Source organism: Trinickia sp. Z7 (genome assembly GCF_056498045.1).
This window is the reverse complement of record NZ_JAUEQW010000009.1, coordinates 1-17,879: the sequence shown is the minus strand read 5'-3', so window position 1 is coordinate 17,879 and position 17,879 is coordinate 1. Positions and strand designations below refer to the sequence as shown.

General features: G+C 60.8%; 15 protein-coding genes. 10 read left to right on the top strand and 5 right to left on the bottom strand.

Features of this window, described 5'->3' with window-relative positions; all coding sequences use genetic code 11:
- Positions 1-10 precede the first annotated feature (10 nt).
- Positions 11-1,306: a glutamyl-tRNA reductase gene (hemA, locus tag QQS38_RS16450; protein ID WP_479646440.1), complete on the bottom strand. Its 1,296-nt coding sequence runs from the start codon at positions 1,304-1,306 to the stop codon at positions 11-13.
- Between the two features lie 219 nt (positions 1,307-1,525).
- On the opposite strand from hemA, the gene QQS38_RS16445 reads away from it, so the two are divergent.
- The 3 genes from QQS38_RS16445 to QQS38_RS16435 are packed head-to-tail and all read left to right on the top strand — an operon-like array spanning position 1,526 to position 4,293.
- Positions 1,526-1,780, top strand: a complete 255-nt coding sequence (locus QQS38_RS16445) for a hypothetical protein (protein WP_479646593.1) — start codon at positions 1,526-1,528, stop codon at positions 1,778-1,780.
- A gap of 14 nt (positions 1,781-1,794) precedes the next feature.
- Positions 1,795-3,630 carry an aminopeptidase P family protein gene (locus QQS38_RS16440; protein ID WP_479646439.1) on the top strand — a complete coding sequence of 612 codons (1,836 nt, stop codon included), beginning with the start codon at positions 1,795-1,797 and terminating at the stop codon, positions 3,628-3,630.
- 33 nt (positions 3,631-3,663) lie between these two features.
- Positions 3,664-4,293, top strand: coding sequence for an HAD family hydrolase (locus QQS38_RS16435; protein ID WP_479646438.1), 630 nt, complete (start codon positions 3,664-3,666; stop codon positions 4,291-4,293).
- 25 nt (positions 4,294-4,318) lie between these two features.
- On the opposite strand, the gene ettA is transcribed toward QQS38_RS16435, so the two are convergent.
- Both ettA and QQS38_RS16425 read right to left on the bottom strand, forming a co-directional pair.
- A complete protein-coding gene (ettA, locus tag QQS38_RS16430) occupies positions 4,319-5,986 on the bottom strand; it encodes an energy-dependent translational throttle protein EttA (protein WP_479646437.1) in 1,668 nt (555 codons plus the stop codon).
- A 192-nt stretch (positions 5,987-6,178) separates the two neighbouring features.
- Positions 6,179-6,838 carry a TetR/AcrR family transcriptional regulator gene (locus QQS38_RS16425; RefSeq protein ID WP_479646436.1) on the bottom strand — a complete coding sequence of 220 codons (660 nt, stop codon included), beginning with the start codon at positions 6,836-6,838 and terminating at the stop codon, positions 6,179-6,181.
- Positions 6,839-6,934: 96 nt separating this feature from the next.
- Between QQS38_RS16425 and QQS38_RS16420 the strand changes: the two genes are divergently transcribed.
- Positions 6,935-8,239, top strand: a complete 1,305-nt coding sequence (locus tag QQS38_RS16420; protein ID WP_479646435.1) for a glycosyltransferase — start codon at positions 6,935-6,937, stop codon at positions 8,237-8,239.
- A 186-nt stretch (positions 8,240-8,425) separates the two neighbouring features.
- Here QQS38_RS16420 and ychF read toward each other — a convergent pair whose 3' ends face one another.
- The gene (gene ychF / locus QQS38_RS16415; RefSeq protein ID WP_479646434.1) at positions 8,426-9,520 is read right to left on the bottom strand and encodes a redox-regulated ATPase YchF; all 1,095 of its coding nucleotides are present in this window, start codon (positions 9,518-9,520) and stop codon (positions 8,426-8,428) included.
- A gap of 122 nt (positions 9,521-9,642) precedes the next feature.
- Between ychF and QQS38_RS16410 the strand changes: the two genes are divergently transcribed.
- From QQS38_RS16410 to QQS38_RS16385, 6 genes are all read left to right on the top strand, one after another.
- A complete protein-coding gene (locus tag QQS38_RS16410) occupies positions 9,643-10,809 on the top strand; it encodes a tyrosine-type recombinase/integrase (RefSeq protein WP_479646433.1) in 1,167 nt (388 codons plus the stop codon).
- Positions 10,810-10,962: 153 nt separating this feature from the next.
- Positions 10,963-12,306 (top strand): J domain-containing protein, encoded by a 1,344-nt coding sequence (locus QQS38_RS16405; protein ID WP_479646432.1) that lies wholly within the window; start codon positions 10,963-10,965, stop codon positions 12,304-12,306.
- A 187-nt stretch (positions 12,307-12,493) separates the two neighbouring features.
- Positions 12,494-13,153 (top strand): hypothetical protein, encoded by a 660-nt coding sequence (locus QQS38_RS16400; protein WP_479646431.1) that lies wholly within the window; start codon positions 12,494-12,496, stop codon positions 13,151-13,153.
- A 165-nt stretch (positions 13,154-13,318) separates the two neighbouring features.
- The gene (locus tag QQS38_RS16395; RefSeq protein ID WP_479646430.1) at positions 13,319-13,732 is read left to right on the top strand and encodes a PAAR domain-containing protein; all 414 of its coding nucleotides are present in this window, start codon (positions 13,319-13,321) and stop codon (positions 13,730-13,732) included.
- 21 nt (positions 13,733-13,753) lie between these two features.
- A complete protein-coding gene (locus QQS38_RS16390) occupies positions 13,754-14,335 on the top strand; it encodes a PAAR domain-containing protein (RefSeq protein ID WP_479646429.1) in 582 nt (193 codons plus the stop codon).
- 3 nt (positions 14,336-14,338) lie between these two features.
- A complete protein-coding gene (locus tag QQS38_RS16385) occupies positions 14,339-14,956 on the top strand; it encodes a type VI secretion system amidase effector protein Tae4 (protein ID WP_479646428.1) in 618 nt (205 codons plus the stop codon).
- Positions 14,957-15,896: 940 nt separating this feature from the next.
- On the opposite strand, the gene QQS38_RS16380 is transcribed toward QQS38_RS16385, so the two are convergent.
- Complete coding sequence (locus QQS38_RS16380; protein WP_479646427.1) at positions 15,897-16,754, bottom strand: hypothetical protein; 858 nt, start codon at positions 16,752-16,754, stop codon at positions 15,897-15,899.
- Positions 16,755-17,879 lie beyond the last annotated feature (1,125 nt).

Below are 17,879 nucleotides of genomic sequence, written 5' to 3'. Positions count from 1 at the left end.
GGAAGCGCCGCTAATGATCGGACGGTTCGGACGGTTTGGCGTGCCCGTAGAACCCGCCCAGCAGATCGATCAGCTTGGCGCGCTCGTCGCTGCCGGCGCGGTTGAGTGCGTGCGTCGGGCCGTGAATCAGCTTGTTGGTCAGCGATTGCGACAGCGCTTCGAGGACGGCCGCGGGATCGTCGCCGCGCGCGAGCATCTTCATGGCGCGCTCGAGTTCGGTGCGGCGCAGCAGATCGGCTTGCGTGTGCATGTGACGAATCACGGGCACCACGCTGCGCGCATCGAGCCATTGCATGAACCCTTGCACGCGCGATTCGATGATCGCTTCGGCTTGCGCGACGGCGGCCTGCCGAGAAGCATTGCCCTCGCGCACGATCGCGCCCAAATCGTCGACCGTATAGAGAAAGACGTCTTGCAGCTCGCCCACTTCGGCTTCGATGTCGCGCGGCACGGCCAGGTCGACCATGAAGATGGGCCGGCGGCGGCGCGCCTTGACGGCGCGCTCGACGGCGCCAAGGCCGATGATCGGTAGCGTGGACGCCGTGCAGGAGACGATGATGTCGAACTCGTGCATGCGCGCGGGCAAGTCCGAGAGCGGCATGGCCTGGCCGCTGAAGCGGGCGGCCAGCTTGGCCCCGCGTTCGGCCGTGCGGTTGGCGACCACGAGTTCGCGCGGGTTTTGCGCGGCGAAGTGCGTCGCGCACAGCTCGATCATCTCGCCCGCGCCGATGAACAGGACGCGCTGGCTGGAAATCTTGTCGAAGATGCGCTGGGCCAGGCGCACGGCCGCGGCGGCCATCGACACCGACTGAGCACCCACGGCCGTCGTTCCGCGTACTTCCTTCGCGACGGCGAACGTGCGCTGGAACAGCTGGTTCAGGTACGTGCCGAGCGCGCCCGCTTCGGAGGCAGAACGCACGGCCGTCTTCATTTGTCCGAGGATTTGCGTTTCCCCGAGCACCATCGAGTCCAAACCGGATGCAACGCGGAAGGCGTGCCGAACGGCTTCCGACTGCGGCAGGGCGTACACATGCGGCGCGAGCTCGTCCAAGGGCAAGCCGTGGTAGCTCGACAGCCATTGCAGCGCCGCCTCGCGCGCGGCGCGGTCATTGGTGGCGCAGTACAGTTCGGTGCGGTTGCAGGTGGACAGAATCGCCGCTTCGGGCGCGCTCACCGTCGCGCGCTCACGCCACACGCCTTGGAACGCGTCGAGCGCCGGTTTGAGCTGTTCGAGCGGAAACGCCACGCGCTCGCGCAAGGCGACGGGCGCAGTGTGGTGATTGATTCCGATCGTGAGCAGTTGCATACGTGGGGGCGAAGGGCGCCGACATGGCGGGCGGCGCTGATATTTCAGCCGGTTATTATAACGGTTAAGTTCTGCGGCTCGCTGAGCCCCGCGCGGCCGCGGGGCTCGCGATGCCGTCCAATCCGACACGGAAAACAAGAGATCGACGATGCGATGTGGCTGTTCCCTTCGCGGCTTGGCGCCGGCCGGCGAAGCAATACGTGGCGCGGGGCGCCGCTGATGGGCTGGCCGGGCGTGATCGTGCTGGGCCTCGCGGTGGGGCTCGCGGGCTGGTGGCTGCATCCGCTGCGCCGCTCGAGCGGCGCGAGTCTATCCATTGCGTTGCTAGCTGGCGTGGCCGCCGCCGCGACCGCGAAAATGGCTGGGAACGTGTCCGGCCTTTTCCACGACGGCGAGACGCTCGAATGGCCCGTCTGTACGGGCCTTGCGCTGATTGCCGTCGCCGTGACGGTCGGTTTGACCTCCCGTCGTTGATCCGTGGTGACCCTATGAATGATCGTCTTCCCGAATCGGCTGCACACAGCGGCCCCGAATCACCGATCGGCGGCCGTCTCGCGCGCCTGCGCGAGGCGATGGCGCGCGCCGGGCTTGCCGCTTACGTCGTGCCTTCGTCCGATCCACATCTGTCCGAATACTTGCCGGAGCGCTGGCAAGCGCGGCGCTGGCTGTCGGGTTTCACCGGCTCGGCGGGCACGCTCGTCGTCACGGCCGATTGCGCCGGCGTGTGGGCCGACAGCCGGTATTGGGTGCAAGCGCAGGCGCAGTTGGCCGGCACCGGCATCGATCTCATGAAAATGGCGGGCGGCCCGCAGGCGCAAGCGCATGTCGATTGGCTCGCGCAGCGGCTCGCCGCCGGCGAGCGAGTGGGCGTCGACGGCGCGGTCCTGGCGCTCGCGGCCGAGCGTACCTTGCGCGATGCGTTGGCCTCGCGCGGGATCGAGCTCGTCACCGATCTCGACCTGATCGAGCCGATCTGGAGTGATCGGCCCGCGCTGCCGGCCAGCCCCGTGTACGAGCACGCGCCGGCCGATGCCTGCGTCGCCCGCGCCGATAAGCTCGCCTTCGTGCGGGCGGCGATGCGCGAGCGCAACGCGCAGTGGCACCTCGTTTCGACGCTCGACGACGTGGCCTGGCTCACGAATTTGCGCGGTGACGATGTCAACTTCAACCCCGTGTTCGTCGCTCACGTGCTGGTCGGGCTCGATGACGCGACGCTTTTCGTGGGCGCAGGCAAAACGCCGCCCGCGATCGTCGAGTCGCTGGCGCGCGACGGCATCCGCGTCGCGCCGTACGAGCAAGCGCGGGCGGCGCTCGCAGTGCTGCCCGAAGGCGCCACCTTGCTGATCGATCCGCGTCGCGTCACCTATGGCGTGCGTGAGGCCGTCCCCGCGGGCGTGCGCGTCGTCGAAGCGATCAACCCGTCCACGCTGGCCAAGGCGCGCAAAACGCCGGAGCAAGCCGAACGCGTGCGCCATGCAATGGAGCACGACGGCGCGGCGCTGGCCGAATGCTTCGCTTGGTTCGAAGCGGCGCTCGGGCGGGAGACGATCACGGAGCTGACGATCGATGAGCGGCTCACGGCGGCGCGGGCGCGCCGGCCCGGGTTCATTTCGCCGAGCTTCGCCACGATCGCGGGTTTCAACGGCAATGGCGCGATGCCGCACTATCGCGCGAGCGCCGCTTCGCACGCGAAGATCGAAGGAAACGGGCTATTGCTGATCGATTCGGGCGGCCAATACGTGACGGGGACGACCGACATTACGCGCGTCGTTCCCGTGGGCGCGGTGAGCGACGCGCAAAAGCGCGATTTCACGATCGTGCTCAAAGGCGTGATCGCCTTGTCGCGCGCGCGTTTTCCGCGCGGCATCCGCAGCCCGATGCTCGATGCCATTGCGCGTGCGCCGATTTGGGAGGCTGGTTGCGACTACGGTCACGGCACGGGGCACGGCGTCGGCTATTTCCTCAATGTGCACGAAGGCCCGCAAGTCATTTCCCACCATGCGCAGCCCGACCCGCATACGGCGCTCGAAGAGGGGATGATCACGTCGATCGAGCCCGGTGTGTATCGGCCCGGCCGATGGGGCGTGCGCATCGAAAACCTCGTTTTGAGCCGTGCGGACGGCGAAACCGAGTTCGGCTCGTTTCTCGCCTTCGAAACGCTCACGCTGTGTCCGATCGATACGCGTTGCATCGTGCCTTCGCTGCTGCGAGAGGACGAACGCGCGTGGCTCGACGCCTATCACGCGACCGTGCGAGAGCGCGTGGGGCCCCATGTGTCGGGCGACGCCAAAACCTGGCTCGAAACGCGCACGCAGTCGCTTTAGGGCGCTCGCAGACATCATGACAAAGGAGTTCGCATGAAACCGAAGGTCGTCGTCTTCGATTTCGGCGGGGTGCTCATCGATTGGAACCCCGATTACCTCTATCGCAAGCTGATCGCCGATCCGGGCGAGCGCCGGCGTTTCCTCTCGGAAGTCTGTTCGATGGACTGGGTGGTGCGGCAAGACGGCGGGCAGTCGATCGCGGAGGGCACGCAGGAATTGATCGCGCGTTTCCCGCAGGAAGCCGAGCGCATTCGCGCGTTCTACGAGCGATGGGAAGAGATGATCGGCGGCGTCATCGGTGAGGGTGCGGCGCTCGTCGACCATTTGGACGCCGCCGGGGTGCCGCTCTTCGGGCTCACCAACTGGTCGAGCGAAACGTTCCCCTATGCGTGGGAGCATTTCGACGTTCTGCGACGGTTTCGCGACATCGTCGTATCGGGCCGCGTGAAGCTCGTGAAGCCCGACCCCCGCATCTATACCGAAACGTTTGCACGCATCGAACGGCACCTGCCGGGTATCGCGCCGCACGAGATCGTGTTCATCGACGACAACCCCAAGAATGCGGCCGCAGCCGCGGCGGCCGGCTGGCACGGCGTGCATCACACGAGTGCCGCGGCCACCGAGGCGCAACTGCGTGCGCTCGGTTTCGCGGTAGGGCCATGAGCGCGGGCGCGCCGCGGCCCGTCGATCAGCGCGTGATCGGCTTGTAACGCAAGCGTTTCGGCTTCGCGCCTTCCTCGCCGAGCCGCTTGCGCTTATCTGCCTCGTACTCTTGGTAGTTGCCATCGAAGAAGACCACTTGCGAGTCGCCTTCGAACGCCATGATGTGCGTGGCGATGCGATCGAGAAACCAGCGATCGTGCGAAATCACCATCACCGAGCCGGCGAATTCGAGCAGCGCATCTTCGAGCGCGCGCAGCGTTTCGACATCGAGATCGTTCGACGGCTCGTCGAGCAGCAGCACGTTGCCGCCGGCGATCAGCGTCTTGGCCAAATGCAGACGGCCGCGCTCGCCGCCCGACAGGCTGCCGACGTTCTTCTGCTGATCGGCGCCCTTGAAGTTGAAGCGGCCGATATAGGCGCGCGACGGCGTTTCGTACTTGCCGACCGTCAGCACGTCGGCGCCGCCCGAAATTTCCTCGAATACCGTCTTGCTGCCGTCGAGCGCATCGCGGCTCTGGTCGACGTAGGCCAGCTTGACCGTCGGCCCCATGACGATTTCGCCGGAATCGGGCGTTTCACGGCCCGTCAACATGCGGAACAGCGTCGACTTACCGGCGCCGTTCGGGCCGATGATGCCGACGATCGCACCGGCGGGCACCTTGAAGCTCAGGTTGTCGATCAGCAAGCGATCGCCGTAAGCCTTGCTGACGTTCTTGAACTCGATGACTTCATTGCCGAGCCGGTCGCCGACCGGAATGAAGATTTCCGAAGTCTCGTTGCGCTTTTGATAATCCTGGCTCGACAATTCTTCGAAGCGGGCGATACGGGCCTTGGACTTCGCCTGGCGCCCCTTGGGGTTTTGACGCACCCATTCGAGCTCTTTCTTGATTGCTTTTTGGCGCGCCGACTCGGCCGCTTCTTCCTGCTTCAGGCGGTCTTCCTTCTGATCGAGCCAACTGCTGTAATTGCCCTTCCAGGGAATGCCGTGGCCGCGGTCGAGTTCGAGAATCCACTCGGCGGCGTTATCGAGGAAGTAGCGATCGTGCGTGACGGCCACGACCGTGCCGGGAAAGCGCGTCAAAAACTGCTCGAGCCACTCCACCGATTCCGCGTCGAGGTGGTTGGTGGGCTCGTCGAGCAGCAGCATGTCCGGTTTTTCGAGCAGCAGCTTGCACAGCGCGACGCGGCGCTTTTCGCCGCCCGACAGATGGGCGACCTTGGCGTCCCACGGCGGCAGGCGCAGCGCATCGGCGGCCACTTCGAGCTGCTGCTCGGGGCTGCCGCCGTCGGCCGCGGCGAGAATCGCCTCGTACTTGGCTTGCTCGGCCGCGAGCGCATCGAAATCGGCGTCGGGCTCGGCGTAGGCCGCATAAATTTCGTCGAGCTTCTTCTGCGCTTGAAAGACATCGCCCAAGCCGTCCTCGACGGCTTCGCGCACCGTCTTTTCCGGATCGAGCTGCGGCTCCTGCGGCAGGTAGCCGATGTTCAGGTTCGGCATCGGCGTGGCTTCGCCTTCGATGTCGCGATCGACGCCGGCCATGATGCGAATGAGCGTCGACTTGCCCGAGCCGTTTAGGCCGAGCACGCCGATCTTTGCGCCGGGGAAGAAGGACAAGGAGATGTCCTTCAAGATCTGGCGCTTGGGCGGCACGATCTTGCCGACCCGGTTCATGGTGAAGACGTATTGAGCCATGTGCGTGAATGAACGAGCTTAGGCGCCGCTTTCGCTGACGAAGCGGCGTATCGGTGAATGGAGGTGAAACCGAAGATGAAACGGGGAAGCGTCTCCGCTTGCAACGCGTCATTTTAGCAATCGCGCCGCGTGCTTGCGGCGGCATGCGCATGCGTCGCTGAAAATGCGCAGCGCGGGCCGCACCGTTCGCCTTCAATGGGGCTCGGCGCGGACGCGCTGCGCAGACTTGGCGGATCGGCTGGCGGCGCCCTCCATGAACAGCGTCACCATCTGCGTGAACTCGTCGCGCAGCGCGAGGGCCGGCTCGATCAACCAGCGCATGAGGGTGCCCAGATAGAGGTGGTGGAACCACGTGGTCAGTTGCATTGCGGAAAACCGGTCGTCGATTTCGCCCGCCGCTTGCGCATCGACGATCAGCGCATGCCACAGACGGGCGATATCGCCGCGGTCGGAGGAGGGCGGTTCCGGTTGCGGCGGGGCATCGCCCATCGAGAGAAACCGATGGCGCAGATATGCCGCCAGGTGCGCGGGGTGCCGCTGACACCAATCGGCCGAGGCGTCGAGTTCGACCGATACGCGTTCCACGAACCCGTGCCGGCGGTTCAATTCGGGCAGCAGCCGTTCGAGATCGCGCTTCAGCTCCGCCTCGAGCCAGTGCGCGAGCAACGCTTCCTTGGTCGGAAAGTGGTTGTACAGCGTACGCTTGGCTACGTCCGCTTCGAGCGCGATTTGCTCCATCGTGACGCTCGGGTAGGGGTGCGTCTCGAATAGGCGCCCGGCAACGCCCACGAGATGGGCGACCATCTGCTGACGCTTGCGCTCGCGGCGTCCCGGCTCTTCGACCAATGTCATGCTACTTTCTCTGAAAAAATGCACGATGTGCATTAATATACGTCGTATGCTTATTCGACGGGAGCGGCCTGCGACAAGCGGGGCCAACGGCAAACCATGGAATTTACCGTAGTGACGTATGGGACAGAAGGCGATACACGCCCGCTTGCGGCGCTTTGTCGGGCGCTGATCGACGCGGGACACAGGGCGCGCTTGTTGGCCGACCGGGCGACATTGCATGCGGCCGACGCCTTGGGCGTGCCGTGCTCGCCGCTTGCCGGCGACATCAAGCGCGCATCGGAGCCGGGGGCGGCGCTCGGTGCGATCGTCGGCAAACGCAGCGGCGTGCAAGCGACGGCCAAAGCGCTTGCGGCGATCGCCAACGCCAACACGCACGCTTGGATGGCGCAAGTCAAAGCCGCGGCCGAAGGCAGCGACGCCATCATCCTTTCGGCGCTGGCATCGTTCGTGGGTTTATCGGTGGCCGAGCATTTGCGCATTCCCGCAATCGGCGCGTCGATGATCCCGATCACGCCGACTCGGGAATTCGCCTCGCCCTTTTTGCCGCCTGGCATCGTGCCGGGCTGGCTCAATCGGGCGAGCCATACGTTCGTCAACAATATGATTTGGCGCGCGTTTCGTCAGGCGACGAACGCCGCGCGTGTGGACGTCTGCAAGCTCGCTCCGCGCAAGCGGAACTGGACCGATCATCCGATTTTGTACGGGGTCTCGCGAGCATTGCTGCCGTGGCCGGTCGATTGGTCCGAGTACGCGCGCGTGTGCGGGCAGTGGTGGCTGCCGTCCGGCCCGAACGGGGCCGGCACGCCCCCGGATTGGAACCCGCCCTCGTCGCTTGCCGCGTTTCTCGATGCCGGCGAGCCGCCGATCTATGTCGGCTTCGGCAGCATGGCCGGTTTCGATCGCGAGCGAATGGTGCGCGCGCTGATCGAGGCGATCGGCGGACGACGCGCGTTGTTTTATCCGGGCTGGAGCGGGATTGACGCTTCGGCATTGCCGTCCAAATTCTTGATCATCGGCGATACGCCGCATGCTTGGCTTTTTCCGCGCGTGTCGCTTGTCGTTCATCACGGCGGCGCGGGCACGACGCATTCGGCCACACGGGCGGGCGCGCCCTCGGTCGTCGTGCCCTTTGCGGGCGACCAGTTCTTCTGGGCGCAGCGGCTTTATCGGCTAGGCGCGGCTGCCGCGCCGGTGGACGGTAAGGCGGTCGACGCGAAGGGGCTTGCTCGCGCGATCGAGTTTGCGCTGCAACCGGCTACGCGCGCCCGCGTTGCCGAACTGGGTGCGGCCATGCGCGAGGAAGACGGATTGGGCGCGGCGGTGTCGGCGATCGAGCGGTGGACGGCTGCGGGGCTCGAGTTGAGAAGCGTGGGGATTTGTCCGGTGACCGCCGGTGCGTAGGTTTGTCTAGATCGGGAACGCACACGGGAACGCCGGAGATTGCTCGCCGGGCGTTTCGCTATCGCTGGACGAAGGGCGGCATCGAGGTCGATCTATCGACCTTCTTGGGTAGAGCGGCCGCGGCGCAGCGAGCGGCAAACACGCGTTGCGCTGCCGCCGCGCCGTTCGGGCTGCGATGCGCCCGGCTCAAACGTTGAACAAGAAGTTCATCACGTCGCCGTCGTGCACGACGTATTCCTTGCCTTCGGCGCGCATCTTCCCGGCTTCCTTCGCGCCTTGCTCGCCCTTGTACGCGACATAGTCGTCGAACGAAATCGTCTGCGCGCGGATGAAGCCGCGTTCGAAATCCGTATGGATCACACCGGCCGCTTGCGGCGCCGTATCGCCGATGTGGATCGTCCACGCGCGCACTTCCTTCACGCCCGCGGTGAAGTACGTTTGCAAGCCGAGCAGTTTGAAGCCCGCGCGGATCACGCGGTTCAAGCCCGGCTCGTCCATGCCCATATCGGCCAGGAACACTTCTTTGTCTTCGTCGGCCAGATCGGCGATCTCCGCCTCGATCGCAGCGCACACCGCAACCACGGGCGACTTTTCCGCTTCGGCGTATTTGCGCACGGCGTCGAGGTGCGCATTGTTCTCGAAGCCGTCTTCCTTCACGTTCGCCACGTACATCGTGGGCTTGGCCGTGATGAGGCAGAACGGCTTGAGCAGCGCCGCTTCGTCGTCCGACAGATCGAGCGCGCGAATCGGCTTGGCGGCGTCCAGTTGCGCGCGCGCTTTCTCCAAGACGGCGGCGAGCTTGACGGCTTCCTTGTCGTTGCCCGACTTCGCGGCCTTGGCGTAACGGGAGAGCGCTTTTTCGACCGTGGCCAAATCGGCCAGCGCGAGTTCCGTGTTGATGACCTCGATGTCCGACAGCGGATCGACCTTGCCGGCCACGTGGATGACGTTCTCGTCTTCGAAGCAGCGCACGACGTGCGTGATCGCGTCCGTTTCGCGGATGTTCGCGAGGAACTGGTTGCCGAGACCTTCGCCCTTGCTCGCGCCCGCGACGAGCCCCGCAATGTCGACGAACTCGACCACGGCCGGCACGACGCGCTCGGGCTTGACGATTTTGGACAGCGCGTCGAGCCGCGCGTCGGGCACTTCGACGACGCCGACGTTCGGCTCGATCGTGCAGAACGGATAGTTCTCGGCGGCGATGCCCGCTTTGGTCAGCGCGTTGAACAGGGTGGACTTGCCGACGTTGGGCAAGCCGACGATGCCGCATTTCAAACTCATTTAGAAGCCTTATAGATCAAGGTGTTACGGCTCGTCGGTGTGTCTCGCGCGGTCTGGCGGGAGCCGGATCAGGGAAGCCGTAAGGGAAATTTGGGGACGAGACAAGCAGTACGAATTCGGGCGTGTGGACCACGATTTTGTACTGGTTTTGTACTCGAAAAATGGCAATTGTAACGCTTTCGGATGCCCTGATCGGCAGGGGTTTGGGTCCCGCTGGAACAATCTTGCGGGACCGGACCTTGTGCGGGCTTTGTCTCAAAGTTGGCAGCCGCAGCCATAGCTTTATGGTCGCGACGAGCGTTCAGGGACGACAGGTCAGGGTGACACTCGGGCGTTGGCCCTTGATCCGCGTTGACGAAGCCCGCGAACTGGCGCTTCCGATCCTGCGGCAATGTCGGGCCGGGGACTACGTTGATGCACATGTTCGTCCCCGGCTACTGACGCTTCGTCAGTTGTTGGCTGAATACGCGAAAGCGAAGCGGGTCAAGGTGTCAAGCCTTACCCGTTATGAATCGGTGCTGAGAACGCATTTCACCGACTGGATGGACAGGCCGGTGTCGGCACTCAAAGATTCGGCATTCGCGACTCACTGCCACGCATTCGCCCAAAGCAAGGGCGCGGCGGTGGTGGACTTGGGGCGGGGGATTATTGGGTCGATGCTGCGGTATCTCGGGGCCGTGCATGGAGTCGAGATTCCAAGCCCGTTCGTTCGTCTCGGTGCTGCCGGTCTGATGCCTGACAGGCCGAAGCCGCGAGATAGGAAACTGGTGGAAGCCGATTTGAAGGCATGGTTCATCGCAGTGGATTCACTCGCCGATGTGCAGCGCGATTACCTACGGTTGCTGCTACTGACCGGGCTTCGAAAGAATGAAGGTAGTGCCATTCGGCGGCGCGACGTTGACCTTACTGGCGGCACGCTGCTGATACCGGACACGAAGTCGAAGAAACCCCATTGCCTACCGATCACCGTACTGATGCGTGACGTGCTTGAACGACGGTGTAACGGGGTGTCCGCCGATAACCGATTGTTCGACGGGCTGTCTGCCGATCACGTTACCGAAATGGCGATGCGGGCGGGAGCGCCGGACTTCACGCTGCACGATCTTCGAAAGCTACTTGCAAGTGTGGCGGCGCGACAGGGCGTCCCGGACGCGATCCTGCGCCGCATCCTTGGACATGCGCCGAAGCGTGGCGACGTGCTGCACAGGCATTACGTCAGTCTCGATGCCCGAGATGTCGCCGGTCCGCTGGAAGCGATTCAGGCGGCGTTGCTGACGCGTGCTTCGTGATGGCATTGGATCGAACCACTGACACACCGGAAATAGGCCGTCGCCGTGCTAATAGGTTGGATACAATCGTCTGCGTCCCTTCTGCACCCAAGCTGACCTGAGCGAAGCGGTGCGATACCATTCGCACGACAAGAATCACGCGGGCAGAACGCCATGAACAATAAGGACCCGAAGGGGTATTACGCCATTCTCGGTGTTGCCCCGAACGCGGACGCCGGGGAGATCAAGGCTACCTATCGCCGCAAGGCGATGGAGCTTCATCCTGACCGAAACAAGGCCGCGAACGCGACCGAGCGGTTCCAGCTTCTGAATGAAGCGTATGGCGTTTTAAGTGATCCCGCGACTCGGGCTCAATACGACACTATGTCGATTGACAGCGGGCCACAAGCGTCGGCGGAAGCCGAAGAGCCGCCCGAGCCTATCGTTTGTTCCTGTTGCGGCAAAGTGACAGCGCAACCCCGCTACGCGATCTTCTTCGAGATCAAGAGCTATATCTTCCAGACGACGCGTTCGGCGATCCAAGGTATTTTTTGTAGCGGTTGCGCAGAGAAGAAGGCGTTCAAGGCGAGCGCTGTTACTTGGCTTCTCGGCTGGTGGGGTGTTCCTTGGGGACCGATCTATTCGCTGCAAGCTATCTTCACCAACATGTTCGGCGGCAAGCAGCCTGCGAACATCAACGCTCGCCTTGCGACCCATCAGGCTTGGGTTTTCGCCGTTCTCGGCAAAACGGATATTGCTCGCGCTATCGCTCTCGACGCTTTGGCGCTCACCAAGAAGATCAAGCCGGACACGGCATACGCCAAAACGAAAAAAGCGTTGGGCTACGATGTCGCTGACGACGGAGCCGAACTTCGCAAGCAGATTGGGGCGCTTCTTGAACTGCTGGGTAAGGACGGTTCAGGCAACCGACTGAAGGACGCTTGGGGTCTGTTTCGACGCCCGTTCTACGTCCAAGCCGTCGTTGCTTGCACTGTCTTCGGGTGGGTCGGTTATTCGATTGCGACTGCGCCGCCCAGTCAGCCGCCGAAAGGACCCAAACCTTATATCGCTCAACCGCAGAATTACGCTCCGCAGCAGCCAACCTACGTTCGTCCTGCTGTGGCTCCCAACGGACAGCCTTGGCCGACGGTCGCGGGCTACGTGACTGGCTTCCCACTTATTCATTCCGACGGCTTGTCCAAAGTTACGGTCGATAACAGCCAAAACGATTCGGATGTATTCGTAAAGCTGGTTTCGCTCGACGGGCCGAACGCTTTTCCTGTCCGCGTATTCTTTATTCCGGCTCACGGCAGCTTCACGCTCGATAGCGTTACGGCCGGTAGCTATGACATCCGATACCAAGACCTGAACACTGGCGGGCTCTTCCGTTCGGAACAGTTCTCGCTTGAAGAGATTCCGACCAACGATGGCACGCAATACAGCAACATGACGATGACGCTGTACAAGGTTGCCAACGGAAACATGCACACCTACGAGCTTTCCAAAGATGAATTCTGATTTTTTGGATGAAGATCGTCAGGTCGTGGCCGCGTCTTGACGTTTAGCAGCAGAGTCCCCCCATCGGACAGTTGATGGACGCGAAGGACACGCCGATGTGCTAACTGCGTGCGAAGTTTGTCTCGGGGACTAGGGGACGATGGATCGAGAAAGGACGTTGCTGTTCGTGCGGCGGTGGCTCCGATATATGTTTCACGACGCGTTCGCGCAGACCTTCGGATGGCTGTCGCTGGTCGGTGGTCCTGTCGGCGGCCTTGTTCTCACTGAATTCGGATTTCGCGCGACAGCGGCCACCGACCAGTTCACGAACAACGTCGTTGGCGCGCTCGGCGGATTTGTTGTTGGTCTGGGCGTCTACGCGGTAGTTGCCCTATTCAAGACCCGTCGATACATGCAGCCGCTTGCCGTGACGGTGACAGACGGCGTGCTGTCGTCAGGTTCCAACTTCAACGTTCAATTTCGCAGCTATAACGTCGCAGCTATCGTTCGGAACCGGTCGGATGTGCATGTGAACAACTGCACTGCCTACGTCATGAATGCGCCGCAGGATGACGGTTCTATCGGCATGCGCTTCATCGAAAAGTTCGACATGTCGCCCAAGTCGGAGAAGACGGTAGACGTTGCGTATTGGACTTCGCGCGAACCGCCGTACAGCGATGACAATGACATTGGGCTGGTGGGGCCACCGGGCAACGGCTGGGGCGGGAATGCGTGCAGGGTGCCGGATACTGAGACACATCTCCATATTCGAATTGATCCACCCGGCAGGGAGTGCAAGGACCTTCACTGTCGCGTGTGGATCGATACCACTGCCCGCAGGTTGAGAGCGGAACCCTTGCCGGATTGACGGCCCGCGTCGGTTCTCACGCTTGTACGCTCGCGACCCATGCGGTCGATCAGGTCTCTCCCCTTTTGATTGATCCGATGAATCGGGTATAGTCGGCGTCACGTCCGCAAGACAAAAAACATGCGCCGCGAATTCGTCGGCGCGATAACGACCTGAGAGATCAACTTGGAATACAAAGACCTTCCGCCTGAAGCCCTTGCGGCCACTGCGGAACGGGAACGCATTGCAGCGTTGCCTGTTCTGGCCCGCCACGCAGTCGCAACACTCGGTTCTCGCACCAAACTCGGCGGCACTGTACGGACCGCTACGTCGGCAACCTGTTTCAATGAACTCCGTGCTGCACGCGTCGGTGACGAAGTGCATTACCCGGATGGCACAGTCGCCCACATCACGTCGGGTGCCGGTTTCGCGGCGATTGACAACGGAAAGCCGATTGCAATAGTCGGAAGCCACGTCAGCAATGGCGACGTGATCGCAGAAAGCCTGCAATCCAGCATGGAAATTCTGATCCTAGACGGTTTGCCGCCTATTCCGGGCTTCCTTGACCCGCTCTTCGTGCCGCCGCAGCAACCGCGCTGAAACCCCGAAGGAAGAATACTCATGATGCGTCGAATCGCTGTCGTGGGCGACAGCTTGGAACATGGGGGACAGATACTGCCCTATGCCGGCCCGGTCTTTACTATGGGTGATGCTGGGCGTCAGATTGCTCTCATCGGTGGACAGGCGTACTGCGAAGCCTGCAAAAGCAAGGGCGTCATTGCCAAAACGGGCGGCCCGCGCCGTCTCGATTTCTTGAGCGAGACAGCCGCAGACGGTGACATCGTGCTTTGCAAATGCCCGACGCCACCGCGAATTGTGGCTACGCTGGCCGGGGAATCGTGGTGTGACGACATGGCCGAGACGTTGGGTGTCGTCTCGCCCGTCACGGCTGCCGGGAATGGCGTTGTGACAGCCGGCGCTGGCATCGCATCGGAAGCCAAGGACACATTTGACGAACAGGTCCGCGCGACTGAAAGCGGCGCGTCAGAAGGGTATCCGTACTTCATCGAGACGAGCGACGGCCAGACCTTCTCAGGACGGCTGGATGAAAGCGGCCATTTGCCGCGCGTGTACACGTACAGTGCGGATGAATACACCGTCTTTTGGGGCGATGAAGCCCTTGCAAAGCAGGATGGGGTTTGATCGATGCCGAACAAGAAGACCGTTGTCAGAACGAACACGACGCCGCATTCCGTCCAGGAAGTGCCGTTGAAAGCGCTGACCTTTCAAGAACTGTGGGAAGCATACCCGTCAGGCGACCCATACGATAATTCAGCATATCGCGACCAATGCGCGATCCGCATGAGCGTGACGTTCCATCGCGTCGGCATTGAGATGAAGTCGTTTTCTCAAAAGCTGGTCAAGCCGCTGTCGGGGCAGCCAACCATCGGGCGTATCTTGCTTGATGGTAAGGCAACTGCCACGCGGGCCGACGAATTGGGAGAGTGGCTGCAATTGCGGCCCATTGCAGGACTGCCACCGGCAGAAGACATCACAGGACCCGATTGGGAATCGAAAGTCAAGGGTCGCACTGGTATTATCCAGTTTTCACGGTATTGGACGCGCGGAAACGAAAGTGCTGCCGATGCGAGCGGCGGTCACATTGATCTTTGGAACGGCAAGCGGTTGACGATCAGCAGCTTACCCGATTCGGTCGCCACGTTCAGTCGCGTCATTGGATTTCAATCGTTTGCACCCGGAACTAGTTTTGGTTGGTCTGATTTGCGTAATTCTAAGAAAATTCTCTTCTGGGAAATTCGATGATACGGCGAGTAATATGGTCGCTTGGGTTTGGGCTAATCGGGTGCGTCAGTATCATTATCTGGGCGTCGATTGATAGTCACTTGTGTGGCGTATTCGCGAAGCTGTGTACGCCGCGAACGGGCGAATGTGGTGGTGGTTTAGATACCTGTGCAGTCACCGCTCATACGGTGGTCGATCTATTCGTTTATTTGCTACTGCCGCCTGTCGCATTTGGCATCCTTGGATACACTATCAGTAAAGGGCGACCAAAACTGTCTACCGTTACCGGTTACGTTTTGGCGGCAACTGGCTTGCACTGGATTGTCGCGTTCTTTGGCATGCGATTTCTTCACGTTTAATCGCCCGTTACAATCAAATCACGTGGATCGAGTGAAGAAAGCTGCATTCATTACGTTGCTGTTCATCGTCGGCGCTTTCGTGGGCGGGTTTCTCGCATTATATGCGGTGTTACCATCTGGAACCGTTGAGTGTGGAGACGCTTGCGTTAATGTTCGCGGTACGTTGTGGTGTTGCCGCAGGATTGCTATCGGCGATAGTTGGCGTGGTTATGGTGAACAGGAGACAGGTAAAATGATCCACTACACCATGACGGTGATAGTGATAGCACACGCCACGACGTGAATTTAGTGCAACCATTGACGGGGATGTTACCAGAGACCGCCGATGGTGGTGTTACCACCACTGTTACCACCACTGTGATAGGTGTCTGCAATGGCGGATGCCGATCAGTGGTGTAGTAACCGATTGCAGTTATCACTGATACATCCAGTGGCGATTGTGATCGCTTCAATGCTGTTATCTATTTCACTGGACTGTCGGTAACGGTGTGCAGTGGACGGATATACAGCGACTTTTACCATCAGTGCATTCAGTTGTTCGGCATCTGATGGTATGGTTGACATTGACACTGAAACAACTGGTTGCAACGGGTGTTCAGCAATTAGTTGACGGCACACCCTGGTAACAACTGGTTGTTCCAGTCGCGAGACGTTACTACCAGTCCATCAGTTGTCCATTGCGTGTGGTTTTTCGACATTCGCTTCGCGTGGTATTCAGCGATGACACCTGCACCGTTGCTATTGTGGTTATCGACGGAGATGATCTTCTTCAGTCCGCGTGATTGCTTCGGTTCACGGTCGAGTTTCCGACGCCGCACCATTTGTTCGTGAGTGGCGTTCGCACGCGCTGTTGCATCTCGATTCATGAATTCGCCGATTCCGATGCCTTGCAGGAAAAGTATGGCCTGAAGGTTGATGTCTTGACCATACATGCGAACGGAGAAGTCTGTCCACGGATTGCCGGTAGGCGTGTTTTCTCTTCGCTTGTACTGGTAAAATCGACCCCTGATATTCAGGCCGTCGGCACGGAAGCCGATACCATCGTTCTTCGGGGTTTCGATGCGAATGTTATTCTTGACGATTGTCTTGATGTCGGTGCCAGTTTTTAGCGTGTCGGTCGCATACCCATAATTCTGTAGAAGTTCACCAGCGTAGTGGCGCTGTCCCACACTGAGTTTCTTCGACATAATCGACGCGTCAAATCCGGTTTCACCTTTTTCGTTTTCGATTAGGGATGCAAGCTGTTGATTCGTGAGACTTGCCAGTGCTGGATTGGCGCAGAGCATTCGTGCAAGCGTGGTCGCCCACATGGGGAATCGCGATTCAGGGGTGATCCTAATGCGTGCTTTCAGTGATTTGCCGGATGCAACGGTAGCAAGTTGTTCTTTCACATACTTGTCAGTGCGTTTCGCGACTACCGCTGCGTCCTGAATCTCGCTTTTGATGTTTCGTTGTGACACTTCGTTGTTCTCTTGTAGGTGATGGGGAAGTTCCCCGGTTGTGGTGAATTTTCATTTCAATCTCCTTTCGTAGTGGGTGTCAGTCGAACACCACCTTCAAACCCCGTCAAATTGACAGAATAGTGAACCATAGTCTGTGGATAGTCGGTTCCTAGTTGGTTACTTGTCTTTCCTTATCTGATCTCCTTCGTTCAAAGAAACCAGTTGGCGTGATGGCTGGCGCGCAGCGGCGGCCAGCAACGCTGTTCGGACGCGCAGCGGGCGAACAGAAATCGGTTATCTACCAGACCTGATTGCTGCTACATCACAGCCTAATTGATGAACAAAAGCTGCTGCCTTCGGCATCGCCGTCCCTTCGGGCCGTCGAATTCACGTCTGGTTCGTGCGGTGAACAAGAACCCGGTTGTTCTCAACTCATCACCTGATCTCATTGGTGACAAGTCGGCTGCTTGTTCATTCGAGAAGTACAACCAGTGGCCCATCTATCACGGACCGGAACTGATATGCACAACTGATGACATGTGCTGTCGATCACGAAAGGCCGGTTCTCGAATTCGATCAGGTCCGATTGACGAACATGATCCGGTGCCTACGGCCCCGTGAACCGCCGACCCTTCGGGCCGTCGAGTTCACGAACTGGTTTACCTGACATGCCGTGACCTACAAGACGTAGGGTCTTCTCCGCTTGTTTCCTACATTGATGGGCCGCGACCAGACCTGATCGAATTCGTGGTGCATCAATGGTGCTGCTTGCACTCATCGCCTTGGCCTTCGGCCTTGCTGCTGGTCGATGTCATCGCAACCAGTGATTCGTCGCTGAATCGCGGACCAGTGACCTGATTGATGGTTGATCTGGGCCAGTGGTGGCGCACGAAGTCCAATCGGGTGCGGTTGTGGCGCGAAGATCAGGCGATGGGGAAGGCGTCGTGAGAAGACTGCGGATGTAGTTGCAGCCGTGGACTACAGGCGGGTCAACTTGACGCACCAGTGAATTCAGTAGTCGGACCTGAATAATCGTGCGAGGCGTATGCAGTAAGGCTGTGAAGCCGAAACGGTGTTGTTGGATTTGCAAGAAGCGGGCATATTGATGCGTGAATCCTGCAAATCCTGACGAGGTGTGGATGG